This is a genomic window from Variovorax sp. Varisp41 (assembly GCF_047325085.1).
Lineage (GTDB): Bacteria > Pseudomonadota > Gammaproteobacteria > Burkholderiales > Burkholderiaceae_C > Variovorax.
Genome location: NZ_CP168540.1, coordinates 1510983 through 1529433, shown reverse-complemented (window position 1 = coordinate 1529433; position 18451 = coordinate 1510983). Strand labels below are relative to the sequence as shown.

The 18451-nt window shown below is 69.7% G+C and carries 15 protein-coding genes; 6 read left to right on the top strand and 9 right to left on the bottom strand.

Annotation, left to right across the window (positions count from 1 at the left end):
* Positions 1–5: 5 nt before the first annotated feature.
* The 6 genes from gsiC to ACEN9J_RS07090 all read right to left on the bottom strand — a co-directional run bounded on the left by gsiC (position 6) and on the right by ACEN9J_RS07090 (position 7678).
* Positions 6–926 carry a glutathione ABC transporter permease GsiC gene (gene gsiC, locus ACEN9J_RS07115; RefSeq protein ID WP_057591102.1) on the bottom strand — a complete coding sequence of 307 codons (921 nt, stop codon included), beginning with the start codon at positions 924–926 and terminating at the stop codon, positions 6–8.
* A gap of 80 nt (positions 927–1006) precedes the next feature.
* Positions 1007–2560, bottom strand: coding sequence for a glutathione ABC transporter substrate-binding protein GsiB (gsiB, locus tag ACEN9J_RS07110; protein ID WP_057591101.1), 1554 nt, complete (start codon positions 2558–2560; stop codon positions 1007–1009).
* A gap of 91 nt (positions 2561–2651) precedes the next feature.
* On the bottom strand, positions 2652–4544 hold the full coding sequence (locus ACEN9J_RS07105; RefSeq protein ID WP_261205957.1) for a dipeptide ABC transporter ATP-binding protein: 1893 nt from the start codon (positions 4542–4544) through the stop codon (positions 2652–2654).
* A 26-nt stretch (positions 4545–4570) separates the two neighbouring features.
* Entirely contained in the window at positions 4571–5560 is a 990-nt protein-coding gene (locus ACEN9J_RS07100; RefSeq protein WP_057591099.1) for an isoaspartyl peptidase/L-asparaginase family protein, read from the bottom strand.
* Complete coding sequence (locus ACEN9J_RS07095) at positions 5557–6510, bottom strand: MurR/RpiR family transcriptional regulator (protein WP_413763678.1); 954 nt, start codon at positions 6508–6510, stop codon at positions 5557–5559. The genes ACEN9J_RS07100 and ACEN9J_RS07095 overlap by 4 nt, the downstream gene beginning before the upstream one ends.
* A gap of 229 nt (positions 6511–6739) precedes the next feature.
* Positions 6740–7678, bottom strand: coding sequence for a LysR family transcriptional regulator (locus tag ACEN9J_RS07090; RefSeq protein WP_413763677.1), 939 nt, complete (start codon positions 7676–7678; stop codon positions 6740–6742).
* A 116-nt stretch (positions 7679–7794) separates the two neighbouring features.
* Between ACEN9J_RS07090 and ACEN9J_RS07085 the strand changes: the two genes are divergently transcribed.
* The 6 genes from ACEN9J_RS07085 (at position 7795) to ACEN9J_RS07060 (ending at position 15673) form a co-directional block, all read left to right on the top strand.
* Positions 7795–8883, top strand: a complete 1089-nt coding sequence (locus tag ACEN9J_RS07085; RefSeq protein ID WP_413763676.1) for a tartrate dehydrogenase — start codon at positions 7795–7797, stop codon at positions 8881–8883.
* Between the two features lie 74 nt (positions 8884–8957).
* Positions 8958–9947 carry a tripartite tricarboxylate transporter substrate binding protein gene (locus ACEN9J_RS07080; RefSeq protein WP_413763675.1) on the top strand — a complete coding sequence of 330 codons (990 nt, stop codon included), beginning with the start codon at positions 8958–8960 and terminating at the stop codon, positions 9945–9947.
* 510 nt (positions 9948–10457) lie between these two features.
* Positions 10458–11141 carry a DNA-binding response regulator gene (locus ACEN9J_RS07075; protein WP_057591094.1) on the top strand — a complete coding sequence of 228 codons (684 nt, stop codon included), beginning with the start codon at positions 10458–10460 and terminating at the stop codon, positions 11139–11141.
* A gap of 48 nt (positions 11142–11189) precedes the next feature.
* A complete protein-coding gene (locus ACEN9J_RS07070; protein ID WP_057591187.1) occupies positions 11190–12962 on the top strand; it encodes a hybrid sensor histidine kinase/response regulator in 1773 nt (590 codons plus the stop codon).
* 110 nt (positions 12963–13072) lie between these two features.
* Complete coding sequence (locus ACEN9J_RS07065) at positions 13073–14437, top strand: hypothetical protein (RefSeq protein ID WP_413763674.1); 1365 nt, start codon at positions 13073–13075, stop codon at positions 14435–14437.
* A gap of 207 nt (positions 14438–14644) precedes the next feature.
* The gene (locus ACEN9J_RS07060; protein ID WP_057591092.1) at positions 14645–15673 is read left to right on the top strand and encodes an OmpA family protein; all 1029 of its coding nucleotides are present in this window, start codon (positions 14645–14647) and stop codon (positions 15671–15673) included.
* Positions 15674–15693: 20 nt separating this feature from the next.
* On the opposite strand, the gene ACEN9J_RS07055 is transcribed toward ACEN9J_RS07060, so the two are convergent.
* The 3 genes from ACEN9J_RS07055 to ACEN9J_RS07045 all read right to left on the bottom strand — a co-directional run bounded on the left by ACEN9J_RS07055 (position 15694) and on the right by ACEN9J_RS07045 (position 18362).
* Complete coding sequence (locus tag ACEN9J_RS07055; protein WP_172705714.1) at positions 15694–15840, bottom strand: hypothetical protein; 147 nt, start codon at positions 15838–15840, stop codon at positions 15694–15696.
* Between the two features lie 70 nt (positions 15841–15910).
* Positions 15911–17140 carry a diaminopropionate ammonia-lyase gene (locus ACEN9J_RS07050; RefSeq protein WP_413763673.1) on the bottom strand — a complete coding sequence of 410 codons (1230 nt, stop codon included), beginning with the start codon at positions 17138–17140 and terminating at the stop codon, positions 15911–15913.
* A gap of 28 nt (positions 17141–17168) precedes the next feature.
* On the bottom strand, positions 17169–18362 hold the full coding sequence (locus tag ACEN9J_RS07045) for a M20 aminoacylase family protein (RefSeq protein ID WP_413763672.1): 1194 nt from the start codon (positions 18360–18362) through the stop codon (positions 17169–17171).
* Positions 18363–18451: the final 89 nt, after the last annotated feature.

The following is an 18451-nucleotide window of genomic DNA, read 5'->3' as shown; positions in this document are numbered from 1 at the left end:
CGGCCTCACTTGTAGCGGATGGTCGGGTTGATGAAGCCGTACAGCACATCGACCACGAGATTGATCAGAATGAACTCGAGCGAGAACAGCAGCACCAGCGTCTGGATCACCGGGTAGTCGCGCATCTGCACCGCGTCGACCAGCAGGCGGCCGAGGCCGGGCCAGTTGAACACCGCCTCGACCAGGATCGAGCCGCCGAGCAGGAAGCCGAACTGCAGGCCCATCATCGTGACCACCGGGATCAGCGCATTGCGCAGGCAGTGCTTGATGATCACGCTGCGCTCGCGCACGCCCTTGGCGCGCGCGGTGCGCACGAAGTCCTCCTGGATCACCTCGACGAACGAGGCGCGCGTGAAGCGCGCCATCACGGCCGCCACGGCCGCGCCCAGCGTGATCGAGGGCAGGATGTAGTGCTTCCAGGTGGCCGCGCCCACGGTGGGCAGCCAGCCGAGCTGCACCGAGAAGATCTGCATCAGCAGCATGCCGAGCGCGAAGGCCGGGAAGGAGATGCCCGATACCGCCAGCGTCATGCCGATGCGGTCGGGCCATTGGTTGCGGTACACGGCCGACACGATGCCGATGCCCATGCCGAAGATCACGGCCCACACCATGCTGGTGACGGTCAGCATCACCGTCGGGAAGAAGCGCTCGGCGATCTCCATCGACACCGGCCGCCGCGTGCGGATCGAGGTGCCGAAGTCGCCCTGCAGCATGTGGGTGAAGAAGTTCGCGAACTGCTGCGGCAGCGGCTTGTCGAGTCCGAGCTCCGCGCGGACCATGGCCACGGTCTGCTCGTCGGCCTCCTGGCCGGCGGCAAGGCGCGCCGGGTCGCCGGGCAGCATGTGGACGAACAGGAACACCAGCACCGCCACGATGAGCAGCGTGGGGATCAGGCCCAACAGTCGTTTGAGGAAGTAGTTCAGCATGGGGAGCAGGGGCCGCGAACGGCCGGCGGCGGGGTGCCGCCGGCCATCGCGCGGTCAGTCAGGAAACGGGAAACCCGCGATCAGTTCGCCACCGACATCGCGTCGATGTTGATGTTGGCGTCGGGCATCACGAACACGCCCGTCAGGCGCTTCGAATGCGCCGACAGGTTCTGCTCCGTCACCAGCGGCAGGCGCGGCAGGTCCTTGCGGATCTGCTCCTGCGCGGTCTTGTAGAGCGCGGCCTTCTCGGCCTCGTCCACCGACACCAGCGCCTTGGCCAGCGCGTTGTCGACCACCTCGCTCTTGTAGAACGACATGTTGTTGAGCTTCGGCGCCCACGATTCGGAGGCGAACAGCGGGCGCAGGCCCCAGTCGGCCTCGCCGGTCGACGAGGACCAGCCGGTGTAGTACAGGCGAACCTTGGCGGTCTTGGGATCGGGCCAGGCATCGACCTGCTCGGTGCGCTGGCCCACTTCGAGCGCCTGCACCTGCAGCTTGATGCCGACCTGCGCGAGCTGCTGCTGCACGAACTGGATGGTCTTCTGGCTGGTCGTGTTGTTGTAGGCGCTCCACAGCACCGACTCGAAGCCGTTCGGGTAGCCGGCCTCGGCCAGCAGTTCCTTGGCCTTCTTCACGTCGTAGGGCACGGGCGCCATCTTCTCGGCGTACTTCACGCCCTGGGGCATCACGCCCTGCGCGGGAATCGCATAGCCGCCGAAGGCCACCTTGGCCAGCGCTTCCTTGTTGATGGCGTAGCCGATGGCCTCGCGCACCTTCTGGTTGTCGTAGGGCTTCTGCAGCATGTTGAAGGCCAGGAAGCGCGTGATGATCGAGGGCGAGGCCACGACCTCGAGCTTGTCGCTCTTCTTGAGCAGCTCGGCCTGCTCGTAGGGGATCGGGAAGGCGAAGTCGGCCTCGCCGGTCTGCATCATCGCGGCGCGCGTGTTGTTCTCGAGCACCGGCTTCCATTGCACGGTGTCGACCTTCGGGAAGCCCTTCTTCCAGTAGCCGTCGAACTTCTTGGCCTTGACCGCCTCGGTCTGCTTCCATTCGACGAATTCGAAGGGGCCGGTGCCCACGGGGTGGAAGGCGATGTCCTTGTTGCCCCACTTCTTGAGCGCGGTCGGCGAGATCATCGCGGCCGAGGCATGGGCCAGCGAGTTGATGAAGGGGCCGAAGGGCTCCTTCAGCGTGATGCGCACGGTGGTCGGGTTCAGCGCCTCGACCTTGCCCACGCGGTTGAACTGGTTGTAGCGCAGCAGCTTGTTGTCCTGGTTCAGCACGCGCTCGAGCGTGAACTTCACGGCCTCGGCGTTGAAGTCGGTGCCGTCGTGGAACTTGACGCCGCTGCGCAGCTTGATGGTGTAGACCAGGCCGTCCTTCGAGACCTCGTAGCCCTCGGCCAGCACGTTCTGCACCTTCAGGTCCTTGTCGAACTGGAACAAGCCTTCATAGAAGGTCTTGGTCACGGCCGTCGTGATGGTGGTGTTGGTGTTGTACGGGTCCAGCGTCTCGGGCTGATAGCCGATGGCCAGCACCACGTCTTTGGCGGCCAGGGCCGAGCCCGAGGCGGCGAGCGCGGCCAGGCCCAGCAGCGCGGATGCCCATCGCAGGGAGGAAGAGGATGGCTTCATGGGAAGAACTCCAGTCGATTCGTGAAAGAGAGGGAGGAACAAAAAAGCAGGGGGCCCTGCGACGGAAAAACGAAAGAGAAACTCGAAGGCGTCAGAAGGCGCCGCCGATGGCATGCCGCGCCACGAAATGGCCCGGTGCCACCTGCACCAGCGGCGGCACCTCGGGCTCGTCGCCCACGGCGCGGATCGGGCTCGGGATCTCGCCCTCGAGCAGCGCGCGCTGCTTGTGGCGGCGCGAGGGATCGGCCACCGGCACCGCCGCCATCAGCTTGCGCGTGTAGGCGTGCTGCGGCGCCTCGAACACCGCGCGGCGCGGGCCGATCTCCACGATCTGCCCGAGGTACATCACGGCCACGCGGTGGCTGATGCGCTCCACCACCGCCATGTCGTGCGAGATGAACAGGAAGGCCACGCCGAGCTCGCGCTGCAGGTCGAGCATCAGGTTGACGATCTGGGCCTGGATCGAAACGTCGAGCGCCGACACCGATTCGTCGGCCACCACCACCTTGGGGTTCAGTGCCAGGGCGCGCGCGATCGCGATGCGCTGGCGCTGGCCGCCCGAGAACTCGTGCGGATAGCGCTGCGCCGCCTCGGGCGGCAGGCCCACCTTCTGCAGCAGCCAGTCGACGCGCTGCTGCGCCTCGGCGCCCTTGGCGATGCCGTGGATCAGCAGCGGCTCCATGATCGAGAAGCCCACCGTCACGCGCGGATCGAGCGAGGCGAAGGGGTCCTGGAAGATGAACTGGATGTTGCGGCGCAGCGCCTGCAGCTCGCGCGTGGGCAGCTCGCGGATGTTCTGGCCGCCGAACTCGATCGCGCCGCTCTGGCTCTCGACCAGGCGCAGCAGCGAGCGGCCGGTGGTCGACTTGCCGCAGCCCGATTCGCCGACCAGCGCCAGCGTCTCGCCGGGGTAGAGGTCGAAGCTGATCTTCTCGACCGCATGCACGCGCCGCTTCACGCGGCCGAAGACGCCGCTGCGCACGTCGAAGCGCGTGACCAGCTCGCGCACGCGCAGGATCGGGCCAGCCTCGGCGCGCACCGTGTCGTGCGGCTCGCTGTGGGTGCCGGGCTCGGCCTGCGCGCCGGTCTCGGTGCGCAGCAGCTCGAACTTGGCCGGCAGCTCGGTGCCCTGCATGGCGCCGAGCTTGGGCACGGCCGACAGCAGCGCGCGGGTGTAGGGGTGTTGCGGCGCGCCGAACACGGTGTCCGACGGGCCCGCCTCGACCTTGTCGCCGCGGTACATCACGAGCACGCGGTCGGCGATCTCGGCCACCACGCCCATGTCGTGCGTGATGAACAGCACGCCCATGCGCATCTCCTGCTGCAGCTCGCGGATCAGCTGGAGGATCTGGGCCTGGATCGTCACGTCGAGCGCGGTGGTCGGCTCATCGGCGATCAGCAGTTGCGGCTTGCACGACAGCGCCATCGCGATCATCACGCGCTGGCGCATGCCGCCCGAGAGCTGGTGCGGGAAGCGGTCGAGCACGTTGCGCGCCTCGGGGATGCGCACCAGCTCGAGCATGCGCAGCGCCTCGGCGCGCGCGGCCGCGTTGCTCTTGCCCTGGTGGATGCGGATGGCCTCGGCGATCTGGTCGCCCGCGGTGAACACCGGGTTCAGCGAGGTCATAGGCTCCTGGAAGATCATCGCGATGTCGGCGCCGCGGATGCCGCGCATCGTGTGGTCGCGCGCCTGGGCCAGGTCGAGCACCTCGCCGTTGCGGCGGCGGAACGCCATGCGGCCCTCGAGGATGCGGCCGCCGCCGTGCTCCACCAGGCGCATCAGCGCGAGCGAGGTCACGGACTTGCCCGAGCCCGATTCGCCCACCACCGCGAGCGTCTCGCCATGGTCGACGTGGAAGGACAGCTTCTTCACGGCATCGACCGTGCGCTCCGAGGTGGTGAAGCGAACGCTGAGATCGTCGACCGCGAGCACGCGGCCTTCCGGAAGGTTGGGCAGAGGGGGGAGGGAGGTCGCAGCGGACATGGCGGTCGAAAAGGGAAGCTGTGGCGTCAGGCGAAGATCGCCGTCTTCGGGGTCTCGCGGCCGCGCGCATGGGCGCGGTACATGCCTTCGGTGTTGAAGGGCAGCGCGAGGTTGCCGTGGCGGTCGACGGCGATCAGGCCGCCGGTGCCGCCGATGGCCGAGAGCGACTTCATCACCACCGTGTAGGCGGCGGCTTCGAGCGTGGCGCCGGCGTAGGCCATGCGCGCGCAGAGGTCGTGCGCGGCGGCGATGCGGATGAACATCTCGCCGCTGCCGGTGCACGAGACCGCGGCGGTGGCGTCGTCGGCATAGGTGCCGGCGCCGATCAGCGGCGAATCGCCGACGCGGCCCACGCGCTTGTTGGTCATGCCGCCGGTGGAGGTGGCGGCGGCCAGGTGGCCGTGCATGTCGAGTGCGACCGCGCCGACGGTGCCGAACTTGCGGTCCTCGTCGAGCGGGGCATGGGTCATGGCCGCGCCCTCGTGGTCGACCACCACGCGGCCGGTGTCGCGCACGCGGTGCAGCTGCTGGCGGCGCGCCTCGGTCGAGAAGTACGAGGGCTCGACCATCTCGAGCCCGCGCTCGCGCGCGAAGGCCTCGGCCCCGGCGCCGGCGAGCAGCACGTGCGCGCCGTCCTCGAGCACCGCGCGCGCCAGACGCACCGGACGGCGCACATGGCACACGCCCGCGACCGCGCCGGCGGCGAGCGTGGCGCCATCCATCACCGCGGCGTCGAGCTCGTGGGTTTCGTCATGGGTGAAGACCGCGCCGTGGCCGGCGTTGAACAGCGGGCAGTCCTCGAGCAGCTCGACCGCGAGGCAGGTGGCGTCGAGCGCCGAGGCGCCCTGCAGCAGCGCGGCCTGGGCGGTGGCCACGATGTGGCGCAGCGCCTCGTGGTAGGCCGCGGCCTGTTCGGGCGTGGTGGTGCCCGCGCTGATGGTGCCGGCGCCGCCATGGATGGCGATCACGGGCACGCGCGGGGTGGAAGCGTTGTCGTTCTGGGTGGGGCTGTTCATCGGGAGGTCTTTTTCTTCGGGGTGCTGTCTGCGGGCGGCGTGGCCTGCGGGTTCGCGCCGTTCGCGCGTGGCCCGTTGCCCCCGTGCAGCCACGGCCGCACCGCCTGCAGGATGCGGCCCGCCGACTGCACCGCGCCCGGCGCGCGCAGCGCCACGGCGCTGGTCAGCGCCTCGATCAGCGCGAGCACGCTGGTCTCGCAGTTGGGGCGGTAGCTGGTCTCGGTCTGGCAATAGAGCGCCACGTCGGCCAGCGGCGCCAGCGGCGAGCTCGGCCGGTCGGTCAGCGCGAGCACCGCGCAGCCCTGGCCGCGCGCGATCTGCGCCAGCGCGATGGTGTCGGTGAGGTAGCGCGGGAAGGTCACGCCGATGAACACGTCCTGCGGCCCCGCATGCATCAGCGTGCGCGCGGCATGGGTCACACCGCTCACGCCCGAGAGCAGGCGCACGTCGCTGCAGCTGCTGTCCAGCCCGTGCTGCAGCAGGCCCGCGAGCCAGGCGCTGGCGCCGAAGCCGCCGATGTAGATCGAGCGTGCCTTGCCGATGCGTTCCACCGCCGCCTCGCAGGCCGCGTAGTCGAGCGACTGGCGCGTGGCGTCGATGTTGCGGCGGCTCTCCTCGAGCGCCGCGGCGAACACCTCCGACACCGTGGTCGGCCGCTCGAGGTTGCCGCGCAGCCGCTCGACCGGCGCCACCAGCGGCTCGAAGCCGCGCACCAGCTCGGCCCGGAAGGCCGGGTAGCCGTCGAAGTCGAGCGCGCGCGCGAAGCGGTTGGCCGTGGCCACCGACACGCCGGCCGCCGTGGCCAGTTCGTCGATCGGCAGCGTGGCCACCTGCAGCGGATGCTCGAGCACGTAGTCGGCCACCTGCCGGTGCGAGCGGGACAGCCGCGGCAGGGCCTGCGCGATGCGCTGGGCCACGGTGGTGCCTGGAGGGTCGACGTTGGTGCTCATGGGGTTCGGAAGGGCGCCGGAACGGTGCAAATTTGAAAATTGATTTACAAATATAAGTCAGTTAAGAAAATTTTCTGTCATTTTCGGCCGAGTTTGCAAGTTGCGGGCCAGTGCCGTGGGGAGATCGGGGCGGGTGAGGGCGGGCGCCGCGCGGGTGCTTTCCCCTCTGGGCGAGGGCGCGTGCGGGCACGGCCGCGAGCGCGGCCTCGGGGATTTCCCTAGGGTCGCGTCAGAACGCGGTCTTCGAGGCCGCCGAAGCCTGCTGCTCGAGCGATTGCGCGAGGAAGTCGACGAAGGCCCGCACCCGCGCCGCGAGCTGGTGGCGCTGCGGGTACACCGCGTAGATGTCGGCATCGGGCGTGTGGAAGGGGCGCAGCACCTGCACCAGCCGGCCGCTGCGCAGGTAGCGCGCGATGTCCCATTCGGCGCGCATCAGGATGCCGTGACCCTCGAGCGCCCAGTTGACCGCGATCTCGCCGTCGTTGGTGGTCAGCGTGCCGCGCGTCTTCACGGCCTGCGTGCTCGCGCTCGCGCCGCGCCCGCTCGACAGCCGCCACAGGCCGTAGGCCTCCTCGCCCTGGCGGATGCCGATGCAGTTGTGGCGCGTGAGGTCGTTCGGAACCTTGGGCGTGCCGTGCTTCGCGAGGTAGGCCGGCGCCGCGCACAGCAGCCGCCGGTTGGCCGCGATGCGCCGCGCGATCACGCGCGCCTCGGGCGGCGCGCCGAAGCGCACGCAGACGTCGAACGAATCCTCGGTCAGCGGCGGCGGGTTCACCGACAGCTGCAGCTGCACCTCGACCTCGGGATGCCGGCGCACGAACTTCGAGATCAGCGGCGCCACGTGGCTGCGCCCGAAGCCCAGCGTGGCGTTGACGCGCAACAGGCCCTTCGGCACCGCCTTCGACACGCCGAGCTGCTCGCCCAGGCTCTCGATGTCGGCCAGGATGCGCCGCGCCTGCGCGAGGTAGAGCTCGCCCTCGGGCGTGAGCCCCATGCGCCGCGTGGTGCGGTTGACCAGGCTCACGCCGAGCCGCGATTCCATTTGCGCAAGGTGCTTGCTCACCGCGGCCGTCGTGATGCCGAGTTCGCGCGCCGCCGCGCTGAGGCTGCCGGCGCGTGCGAGCGCCGAGAAGAAGCCGAGGTCGGCCGGTTGGATCTCGTGGGCCATCGCGTTTTTCGCTGTTGACTTGAAGTTAACGATGGATTGACTTTAGGGGCGATCCGATCGCACGTCGAGTTCCTACAGTCGAAGCCGTTCCAACACTCCAGCGACGCAGCTACACCATGAAGACCTACAGGATTGCAACCATTCCCGGCGACGGCATCGGCAAGGAGGTGGTGCCGGCCGGGCGCGAGGTGCTCGAGGCACTGGCCGCCGGCGGCGAGCGCTTCGGCTTCGAGTTCGAGGACTTCGGCTGGGGCGGCGACTACTTCCGCGCCCACGGCGAGATGATGCCGGCCGACGGCCTCGACGCGCTGCGCGGCAAGGACGCGATCCTGTTCGGCTCGGCCGGCGATCCGCACATCCCCGACCACGTCACCCTGTGGGGCCTGCGCCTGAAGATCTGCCAGGGCTTCGACCAGTACGCCAACGTGCGGCCCACGCGCATCCTGCCCGGCATCGACGGCCCGCTCAAGCGCTGCGGCCCCGGCGACCTCGACTGGGTCATCGTGCGCGAGAACTCCGAGGGCGAGTACGCCGGTGTCGGCGGCCGCGTGCACCAGGGCCATGCGATCGAGGCCGCCACCGACGTCTCGATGATGACCCGCACCGGCGTCGAGCGCATCATGCGCTTCGCCTTCTCGCTGGCCCGCTCGCGGCCGCGCCGCCAGCTCACCGTGATCACCAAGAGCAATGCCCAGCGCCATGCGATGGTGATGTGGGACGAGATCGCCGTGCAGGTGGCCAGGGAGTTCCCCGACGTGCGATGGGACAAGGAACTGGTCGACGCCGCCACCGCGCGCATGGTCAACCGGCCGGCCTCGCTCGACACCATCGTCGCCACCAACCTGCATGCCGACATCCTCAGCGACCTGGCCGCCGCGCTCGCGGGCAGCCTCGGCATCGCGCCCACCGGCAACATCGATCCCGAGCGCCGCTTCCCCTCGATGTTCGAGCCCATCCACGGCTCGGCCTTCGACATCATGGGCCAGGGCCTGGCCAACCCGGTCGGCACCTTCTGGTCGGTCGTGATGATGCTCGAGCACCTCGGCGAGCCCGAAGCCGCCGCGCGCCTGATGCGCGCCATCGAGCAGGTCACGGCCGACGCCTCGCTGCACACGCGCGACCTCGGCGGCAGCGCCACCACCGCCGACGTGACCCGCGCCGTCTGCGCGCTGCTGGCCCCGCTGCCCGAGCGCCAGGCCGCCTGAGTTTTCCGCCCCCGGAGCCGGAGAGGGCGTGCGCGCACGGCCGGCCATTGCCACGACAACAAAGGAGACAACCCGTGACCCAGCCCATCGTCCGCCGCCGCGCGGCGCTGACCGCGTTCGCCGCCGCCTTCATCCTCGGTCTGGCCGCCTCGACCGCGGCCGCGCAGGCCTGGCCGGCCAAGCCCGTCAACCTCGTCGTTCCCTTTCCGCCGGGCGGCAGCTCCGACGTGCTGGCGCGCTCGTTGAGCGACAAGCTCTCGCAGAGCCTGGGCCAGCCCGTGGTGGTCGAGAGCCGTCCCGGCGCCGGCGCCACGCTCGGCGCCGACTACGTGGCCAAGGCGCGGCCCGACGGCTACACCCTGCTGATGGGCGCCGTGCACCACACCATCGCCACCAGCGTCTACCGCAAGCTGCCCTACGACTTCGAGAAGAGCTTCGCGCCCATCACCACCGTCGCGCTGGTGCCCAACGTGATGGTCGTCAACGCCAAATCGTCCGCGCGCGATGCGCAGGCGCTGATCGCTCAGGCCAAGGCCGCGCCGGCCAAGCTTTCGTACGGTTCGAACGGCAACGGCACCGTGCAGCACCTGATCGGCACCCAGCTCTCTGCCCTGTCGGGCATCGAGCTGCTGCACGTGCCCTACAAGGGCAGCGCGCCGCTCACCACCGACCTGCTCGGCGGCCAGGTCGACATGTCCTTCGACACCCTGACGCCCGTGCTGCAGCACATCCGCGCCGGCAAGCTGCGCGCACTGGCCGTGACCACCGCCAAGCGCTCGAGCAGCCTGCCCGAGGTGCCGACCCTGGCCGAGTCGGGCCTGAAGGATTTCGACCAGGGCACCTGGTTCGGCATCCTCGCGCCGGCGGGCACGCCGAAGGAGATCGTGGAGCGGCTCAACGCCGAGATGGTGAAGATCATCCAGTCGCCGGAGTTCAGGAAGCGCATGGAGGAGATCGGGGCGGAGCCGGTGGGGGATACGCCGGCGCAGATGGCGGCGCGGATTCGCAGCGACACCGCGAAGTATGCGAGGCTGGTGAAGGAGGCGAGGGTGGCGATCGATTGAAGCTTGCGAAAGCTTCGACGTCGGACCCCGGCAGCCGCTTCGCTCGCCTGAGCGTGGCCCGTGTGATGGAAGGGCCGATCCCGAATCTAAGTGGCGCCATCATTGCGAATCGGTTCGAGCATGCTGCCATCGATGATGGCCTTGTCGATTGCGAGAGAGCCCGAGAGAAAGCCGAGAAGAGATCTACCTGGGCGGCGAGCTGGTCATGACCCATTGTCTTCGCGCCCTCGGATTTTCTCGAGACTAGAGACGCCATGTCCAGAAGGCCTATGTCTTACCGCATATGCCTTGCGATTCGTGCCGCGGTCGAGCGAAAAAATGAGGCGCATGTTCGGCTCGCGCATTCCCTTTCTGGACACGAGGAAGATGGCCTCTCCATAGGGAAACATCGCGCAACGAAGCGAAGCCCAGACCCGCGCGCCGATCGCACCGATTGCCCGCCGCGGCACCTCGTCCGAATGACTTTGGTCATTTCGGCTTCGCTTTCATCGGCACTAAGATGCCCGCACCATGGCCCATGCCACACCACTGCCGCCGCATGCCGCGCCATTGCGCGGCGAGGCGGGCGCTGCCATACCGGTGCGGGGCATCCTGGTGGTCGACGACCATGAGCTGGTGCGCCTCGGCCTGCGTGCGCTGCTGCTGGCGGAGACCGGCAGCGTGCCGGTGTACGAGGCACGTTGCCTGGCCGACGCATTGCACCTGTACACGCTGCACGTGTCGTCGCATCACCTGGTGCTGCTCGATCTCGATCTGCCCGATTCGCAAGGACTGGACACGCTGGTGCGCTTCAAGCGCGCCTTTCCCTCGTCGCCCGTGATCGTGCTCTCGGGCAAGGACAGCCATGCGCTGATGCAGGGCGCGATGGCGCTCGGGGCCCAGGCCTTCCTGCCCAAGACCGGTCACCTCGGCGAGGTGCTGCGCTACGTGAGGGACAACGACCTGGTCGGTCTTCCGGCGCGGCCGTCGGCCGTGCCCGTCGATGCCCAGGCGCCGCCGGCCAGGGACGGGTTCCAGCCGCAGCTCAATGCGCGCCAGGTCGAGATCCTCGACTGGCTGCTGGCCGGCAAGTCGAACAAGGAGATCGCGCAGCTGGCGCACCTCACCGAGGGCACGGTCAAGAACCATGTGTCGACGCTGCTGCTGCTGTTCGGCATGCGCTCGCGGGCCCAGCTCATCAGCAGCCTGCGGTGAGTCTTCCGCGCCGGGCCGCCTTCGATGCGAGATGCCCGCATGCCGGCGATGAATGACGCGCATCCGCCCGAGCTGGCGCGGCGCGTGCTGCGCGAACAGGTGGCCGCGGTCCACGCCAATGCGCCGGCCGCCTATCTCGCGGACCTCCTCACGGCGCAGTCGCTGGGCATCGGCCTGTTCGTGGCCACGTGGCGCTGGCAGGTGCTGCTGTGGATGGCGCTGCACCTGGCATTGACGCTGCGGCGCGCCTACCGGCGCTACCGCCGCAGTCCCGACGCGGCCGAGCATCCCGAGTACTGGGCGCGCTTCAATGCACGCAACGTGCTGCTGCGTTCCTGCGTCTGGGGCCTGGCGCCCTGGCTGTGCGTGCCGCCGGGACGCAACCTCGGGCTCTGGGTCATGGTCATCGTCATGATGATGGGCGGCTGCGCCGGCGGCGCGCTGTCGCTGGCCGTGCTCAAGCGCAACATCCCGCGCTTCATCGTGCCCAGCATGGCGAGCCTGACGCTGGCGCTGGCCTGGCGCGGCGACACCGTGCATCTGTTCCTGGCCACCGGCTGCCTGCTGTACATGTGCGTGATGATCACCTTCGCGCTGCAGCACCATCGGCTGCTGACGGCCTCGCTGACCATGCGCTTCGAGAAGGAGGCGCTGGCCGAGCAGCTGAGCCGGCAGATCGCCGCGACTCAGCGCGCGAGCGAGGAGAAGACGCGCTTTCTCGCGGCGGCGAGCCACGACCTGCGCCAGCCGCTTCATGCCATCGCGCTGTTCGGCGCCGTGATCGAGAAGAAGCTCCAGGGCAGCGAGGAGTGGGACCATGCGGTGCGGCTGATGGACGCGGTCGGAACGCTCGGCGATTCGCTCGACACCCTGCTGGACATCTCGCGGCTCGATGCGGGCGAGGTGGCGCCGCGGATCCGGCCCGTGGAGCTCAACCCGCTGTTCCTCGCGCTCAACAACGTGTTCGCGGCGCAGGCGGCCGGCAGGGAGCTGCAGCTGCGCCTGCGTGCCACGCCCTGCTGGGTCTTGAGCGATCCGCAGCTGCTGCAGCGGCTGCTCTCCAATCTCGTGGACAACGCGCTGAAGTACACGCCGCGCGGTGGCGTGGTGGTGGCCGCGCGCGCACGCGGGCCGCTGGTGTGGATCGACGTGTGCGACACCGGCATCGGCATCGCGCCCGAGCACCTCGGCCGCATCTTCGACGAGTTCTACCAGGTCGACAATCCGGGGCGCGATCGCGCGCGCGGCCTGGGCATCGGCCTGTCGATCGTGCAGCGGCTCTCGCGCCTGCTGGCGCACCCGCTGCAGGTGCGCTCTCATCCGCGGCGCGGCAGCCGCTTCCGCATCGTGCTGGCGGCGGTGTCGGGTTCGGGCGTGGTGCCATCCATCGCGCGGCCCGACGCGGTGCTGCCGTTGCCGCGCCGCGTGCTCGTCGTCGACGACGAGGCACCGATCCGCCAGGCCGTCACCGGCCTGCTGCAGGCTCATCGCCTGGCCGTCGACGCGGTGGCCGACGAAGCCGGGGCCGAGGCCGTGCTGGTGCAGGCCGCGCAGGGCGGCAACCCGGTCGAGGTGCTGCTGTGCGACGTGCGGCTGGCCGATGGCGCCGACGGGCTGGCGGTGGCGCAGCGGCTGCGCGCGCGCTTCGGCCCCGGCTTGCAGGTGCTGCTGATCACCGGGGAGACCGCGCCGCAGCGGCAGCAGCAGATGCACGATGCCGGCCTGCAGGTGCTGCTCAAGCCGGTGGCCGCCGACCGGCTGCTGCAGGCCCTCGCATCGTTGGCGCGGCACGACAGGACGCACGCCGGCATGCACGGCTGAGCCTCTTTTTATTGCTGCAAGTCGATGACCTTCGACACTGGATTGCAGGCATTGCCGTCCCTACCGTGGAGGCCTTCTCATCCACTCGCTTGAAAGAAGGAAGGCCCCTCATGCATACCCGTCCTGCCATTTGCCCCGCGGCGCGAACCCCTGTCGCGCTGTTGATCGTGAGCCTCGTGCTGGCCGCCTGCGGCGGTGGCGGTGGAGGCGGCTTCGCCGGCTTCCCGGTCGCTCCCGCGCCCGCGCCGGCCGCGCAGACGCCTCCGCCTCCGCCGCCGCCCGCGCCGGCCGAAACCGCACCCTCGATCACGACGCAGCCCTCGAACGCCACCGTGGGCCAGGGCGTGCCCGCCACCTTGAAGGTGCAGGCCGCGCGCGCCACGGCCTACCAGTGGCAGCGCAGCGTCGATGGCGGTGCGCGCTGGACCGATGTCGCCGGCGCCACCGGCGACAGCTTCACCACGGCCGCGAGCCAATTGGCCGACAGCGGCCAGCAACTGCGCGTGCGCGTGAGCGGCGCCGGTGGCAACGTGACCAGCCGTGCCGCTACGCTGACGGTCAAGGCCTGGGTCGCCAACGTGCTGGCGACCACGGGCGTGAGCTACAGCAGTCCCTATCAGCTCGCGCTGGATGCGAGCGGCGCGAAGCTCTACGTGGCCATGGGCGGCAACGGTTCCGTCTACAGGATCGACACCGCGAGCGGCAGCGGTGCCGAGGTGACGCCGGGCGCGACCCTGACTACACCGTCCGGCCTGGCCCTTGCGGCCGATGGCACGCTCTACGTGAGCGACCAGCACCGCATCAGCAAGATCGCCGCCAATGCAACGACCGCCAGCACCTGGGTCGGCGGCGCCACGAGCGGCTATGCCGACAGCCCGGCCACCGTCATGTTCCACAACCCCACCGGCCTCGCGCTCGACAGCGGCGGCAACCTGTTCGTGGCGGACACCGAGAACAAGCGCGTGCGCAAGGTCGCGGCCGACGGCACCACGAGCACGCTCGCGGGAGACGGCACGCAGGCCTATCTCGACGGCGTGGGCACGGCCGCCCAGTTGGCCCGCCCGCAGGGCCTGGCGATCAGCCGCGACGGCAAGACGCTCTACGACACCGACACCGACAGTCCCTGCCTGCGCAAGATCGACATCGCCACCGCCACGGTGAGCACGCTGCTGGGCGATTGCGCCAACGGCAACGCGGGCGCCGGGGTCGTCGACGGCACGGCCGCCACGCCGGCCAAGCTCGGCTATTCCTACGGCGTGGCGGTCGATGCGCACGACAACGTGTTCCTCACCCATGCCTGGGATGGCGTGGTGCGCGTGGTCACGCCCGCGGGCGAGATCGGCACGCTGCGCGACGGCGCCGGCGCGGCGATCACGTTCAACTTTCCGATCGGCGTGGCGGTGGCCGGCGATGGGTCCGTCTACGTGGGAGCGACCAACGGCAACCAGATCTTCAAGCTCACGCTGGCACCCTGAGTGCATCCGCTCCATGCGCCGATGGTTCGAAACGGGGCTTCGGGTTGCATGGGGCGTGGTGGTTCGAAGCGATGGCGCCGGGACGATGAGAAATGACGCGCCGATCTCCTCGCATCGACGTCCCGGCCCGCGGCCATAGGCCATACGGCCGTGCAGCCAAATCGTCGGAGTTCCCGACAATGGCGCCGTCATTTCACGGAGTCATCGATGCGTCCGCGTTCCGTCCTCGCCTTCCTTCGGCTGCTGGCCGCGCCGGCATTCGCCGGGCTGCTGTTCCTCTCGACGCTCGCATCCGGGCAGGACCTTCCGGGCGCCAAGGACAACCCGCTGCTCAAGCGCTTCGCGGGCTCGACCATCGTCGGCTACGACTTCAAGCGCTTCGACGAATACCTGGTGCCGACGGGGACCTACAAGGGCTACGACACCACCTCGCGCAAGCGCAGCTGGGTCAGTTCCGTGCCGGTCGAAGGCGCTTTGACCCGCCTCTGGTACGAGTCGGCGGGCGACACCTCCACGGCCGAGCTGATCCGCAACTACCAGAACGAAGTGCAGGCCGCCGGTGGCGTCACGCTCTACGACTCGGGGCGCGACGAGAACTTCAAGAGCCGCTCCTGCTTCCTCTGCCCCTACAGCTGGAACGAGATCAAGACCAGCCGCAGCACCTACACCTTCTCGACCGCCGAGGTCGGGACCGCTCGCCTGGCCAGCTTCAAGATTCCGCGGCCGCAAGGCGATCTCTACGTGGTCGTCGAGGCCGTGCAATGGGCCAAGGACAGCAAGGACTACAAGGCGGTCAAGGGTGCCTACGCGGCGGTCGACATCATCGAGGTCGGGGCGATGAAGCAGAACATGGTGACCGTGAGCGCGGGCGACATGTCGAAGGCCATTGCAGCCACCGGGCGCGTGGCGCTCTACGGCATCCTGTTCGACACCGCCAAGGCCGACATCAAGCCCGAATCCAAGCCCGCGCTGGACGAGATCGCCAAGCTGCTCAAGGCCGAGCCCGCGCTCAAGCTGCGTGTGGTCGGGCACACGGACAACCAGGGCACGCTCGAGAGCAACATCGCGCTGTCGAAGCGGCGCGCGGAGGCGGTCAACGCGGCGCTCGTCGGTCAGTACGCGATCGCGGCCAACCGGCTCGGCGCCTACGGCGTGGCGGATCTCGCGCCGGTCGCCAGCAACGCGGCCGAGGACGGCCGCGCGAAGAACCGGCGCGTGGAGCTGGTGCCGCAGTAGGCGCGGCGCCGGTGGCCGCGTCACTCCTTGCGATCGAGGGCCAGCGACAGCGCGATTCCCAGCGCGAGACCGATGCCGATCCCCAGGCCGATCTCGTCGAGCAAGGCACCGATGCCCACGCCGGCCGCGAGCCCGGCGCCCACGCCGAATCCCTGCTTGGTTTTCATCGCTCCAGTCTAGGTGCGTGGGCCGTGCGCAGGTTCTACAGCTTGTAAGAACTGTGCATGGGCCGGCCGCCTACCGCCGGGTCTCCTGGTTCAGCCATTCGCGCTGCGCCGCCAGCACCTCGTTCGCGGAGCGGCCCAGCAACTGCGCATAGACCGAAGGCGCGGTCGCCCCCTCGGTGCTGATCAGGAGCACGCGCGACGAGGTATCGAGCCCGGCCTGCGCCTTCGCCGTCCCGGACCGCGCGAGCTGAAGCAATGCCGCCGCGCCCGCCGCGCCCGATTCCCCGCTCACCACCGGCAGGTCGCGCGCCGAGCCCTCGGCCAGCCGCCGCATCGCACCGACCGCTTCTTCATCCTCCAGCGTGAGGAAGAGATCGACCGAAGGCTCGAGAAAGCGCCAGGCCAGGGTCGAGGTCTCGCCGCAGGCCAAGCCGGCCATCACCGAATCGACGCTGCCGGTGGCCACTGTCGGCCGGCCCTCGATGGCGCTGCGCGTGAGGCAATCGGCCTGGCGCGGTTCGGCGACGATGAGCGCCGGGCGACGTTCGCCGAAGCGTTCCCAGAGGTAGCTCGCCACGCCGGCCGCGAGGCCGCCGACGCCGCCTTGCAGGACGACGTGGCTGAAGGGGCAGGCGCCGTCGGACTCGGCGGCGAGCTGTTCGAGCGCCTCGTCGACCATCGTGCCGTAGCCCTGCATCACGTCGCGCGGCACGTCCTCGTAGCCGGGGTAGGCGGTATCGGACACGACCTGCCAGCCATGCCGTTCGGCGAGCTGCGCGGCATGCGCGACCGAGGCGTCGTAGTTGCCCTCGATGCGCACGATCTCGGCGCCGAAGTCGGCAATGGCGCGCTCGCGCTCGGTGCTCACGTGCCGGTGCAGCACGATCACGCAGCGCACGCCCACGCTGCGCGCCGCGGCGGCGAGCGCGCGGCCGTGGTTGCCGTCGGTGGCACTGATGACGACGAGTTCCTTCAAGGCATTCGCGTGTTCGCCGCTCAGCACCGCCTCGGCGTTCCAGTCCGGATGGCGCCGCAGCACCAGCCGCACCAGCGCGGCCGGCGCGCCGAGCGCCTTGAAGCTGCCGAGTGGCGAGCGCAGCGACTCGTCCTTGAGGAACACCTCGGCGACGCCGCAGGCCTGCGCGAGATCGGGCAGGCGGTGTAGCGGCGTGGGCTCGGGCGCGAGCAGCGACCAGCGCGAGAGCCACGCGCGCGTGGCGCGTGCCTCGTCGATGCTGAGGATGCGGTGCAGCGCCTCGGGGTAGGGCGCGCGCACGGCGCGGGCATTGCGGACCAGCATGTCGAGCTTTCGAAGGAAGGGAGAGGGGTCAGCGCGGCAGCCGCATGCGCACCAGCTCGGCGAAGTAGCGCGCGCCGATCTCGAGCACCTCGTCGTTGAAGTCGTAGCCCGCGTTGTGCAGCGGCGTGCCGCCGGGCTGCCCGTCGACGCCGTTGCCGAGGAACACGAAGGCGCCGGGCACCACGCGCAGGAAGGCGCCGAAGTCCTCCGAGGCCATCATCGGTACGGTGTTCGCGTCCACGCGAGCGGCGCCGAGCACCGCGGTCGCGGCGGCCACGGCGTGCGGAACGCATTCGGGCCAGTTCACCGTGGGCTCGAACTCGTGCGTGTACGAGAACGCGCACTCGGCGCCGTGCAGCCGGCAGATGCCTTCGCTGATCTCGCGCATGCGCCGCTCCAGCGTGGCCTGCACGGCGGGGTCGTAGCTGCGGGTATCGCCCTTGATGACCACGTTGGAGGGAATCGCGTTGCGGATGCCGTCGGTGATGAACTCGGTGCACGACACCACGGCCTGCGCGCCCGGGTCGAGGCTGCGCGAGACGATGGTCTGCAGCGCGAGCACGATCTCGGCGCCGATCACGATCGGGTCGATGCCCATGTGCGGCCGCGCCGCATGGGTGCCGCGGCCGCGCACGTGGATCGTGAAGTTGTCTTCGCTGGCCATGATGCCGCCCGCGCAGGTGGCGATGGTGCCGGCCGCGAGGCCCGGCATGTTGTGCAGGCCGTAGATCTCGTCGACCGGGAAGCGTTCGAACAGGCCGTCGGCCATCATCGCCTTGGCGCCGCGGCCATGCTCCTCGGCGGGCTGGAAGACGAAGCGCACGGTGCCGTCGAAGTCCTGGCGCTCGCGCAGCAGCCGCGCCGCGCCGAGCACGATCGACATGTGGCCGTCGTGGCCGCAGGCGTGCATCTTGCCCGGCGTGGCCGAGGCATGGGCACGCCCCGGCGCCGACTCGGCGATGTCGAGCGCATCCATCTCGGCGCGGATGCCGATCGTGCCGGGGCCTTCGCCCACGCGCAGGTTCGCCACCAGCCCGGTGCCGCCGATGCCCTCGTGCACCTCGAGGCCCAGCGCGCGCAGCGTGCGCGCGACGAAGGCCGAGGTGCGGTGCTCGGCGAAGCCGGTCTCGGGAATGGTGTGGAGGTAGCGGCGCCACCCCGAGAGCTCGGCATCGAGCTGCGCGGCGGCGGTCGGAGCGGGGGCGGGGAGGGCGGAGGTCATGGGCAACAATGCTATGCCGCCGACCCCTGAATCTGCGCGCATTGAAGGGGGCGGCGACGCAATTCCATTCCACCCGCCGCGCCCCGTCG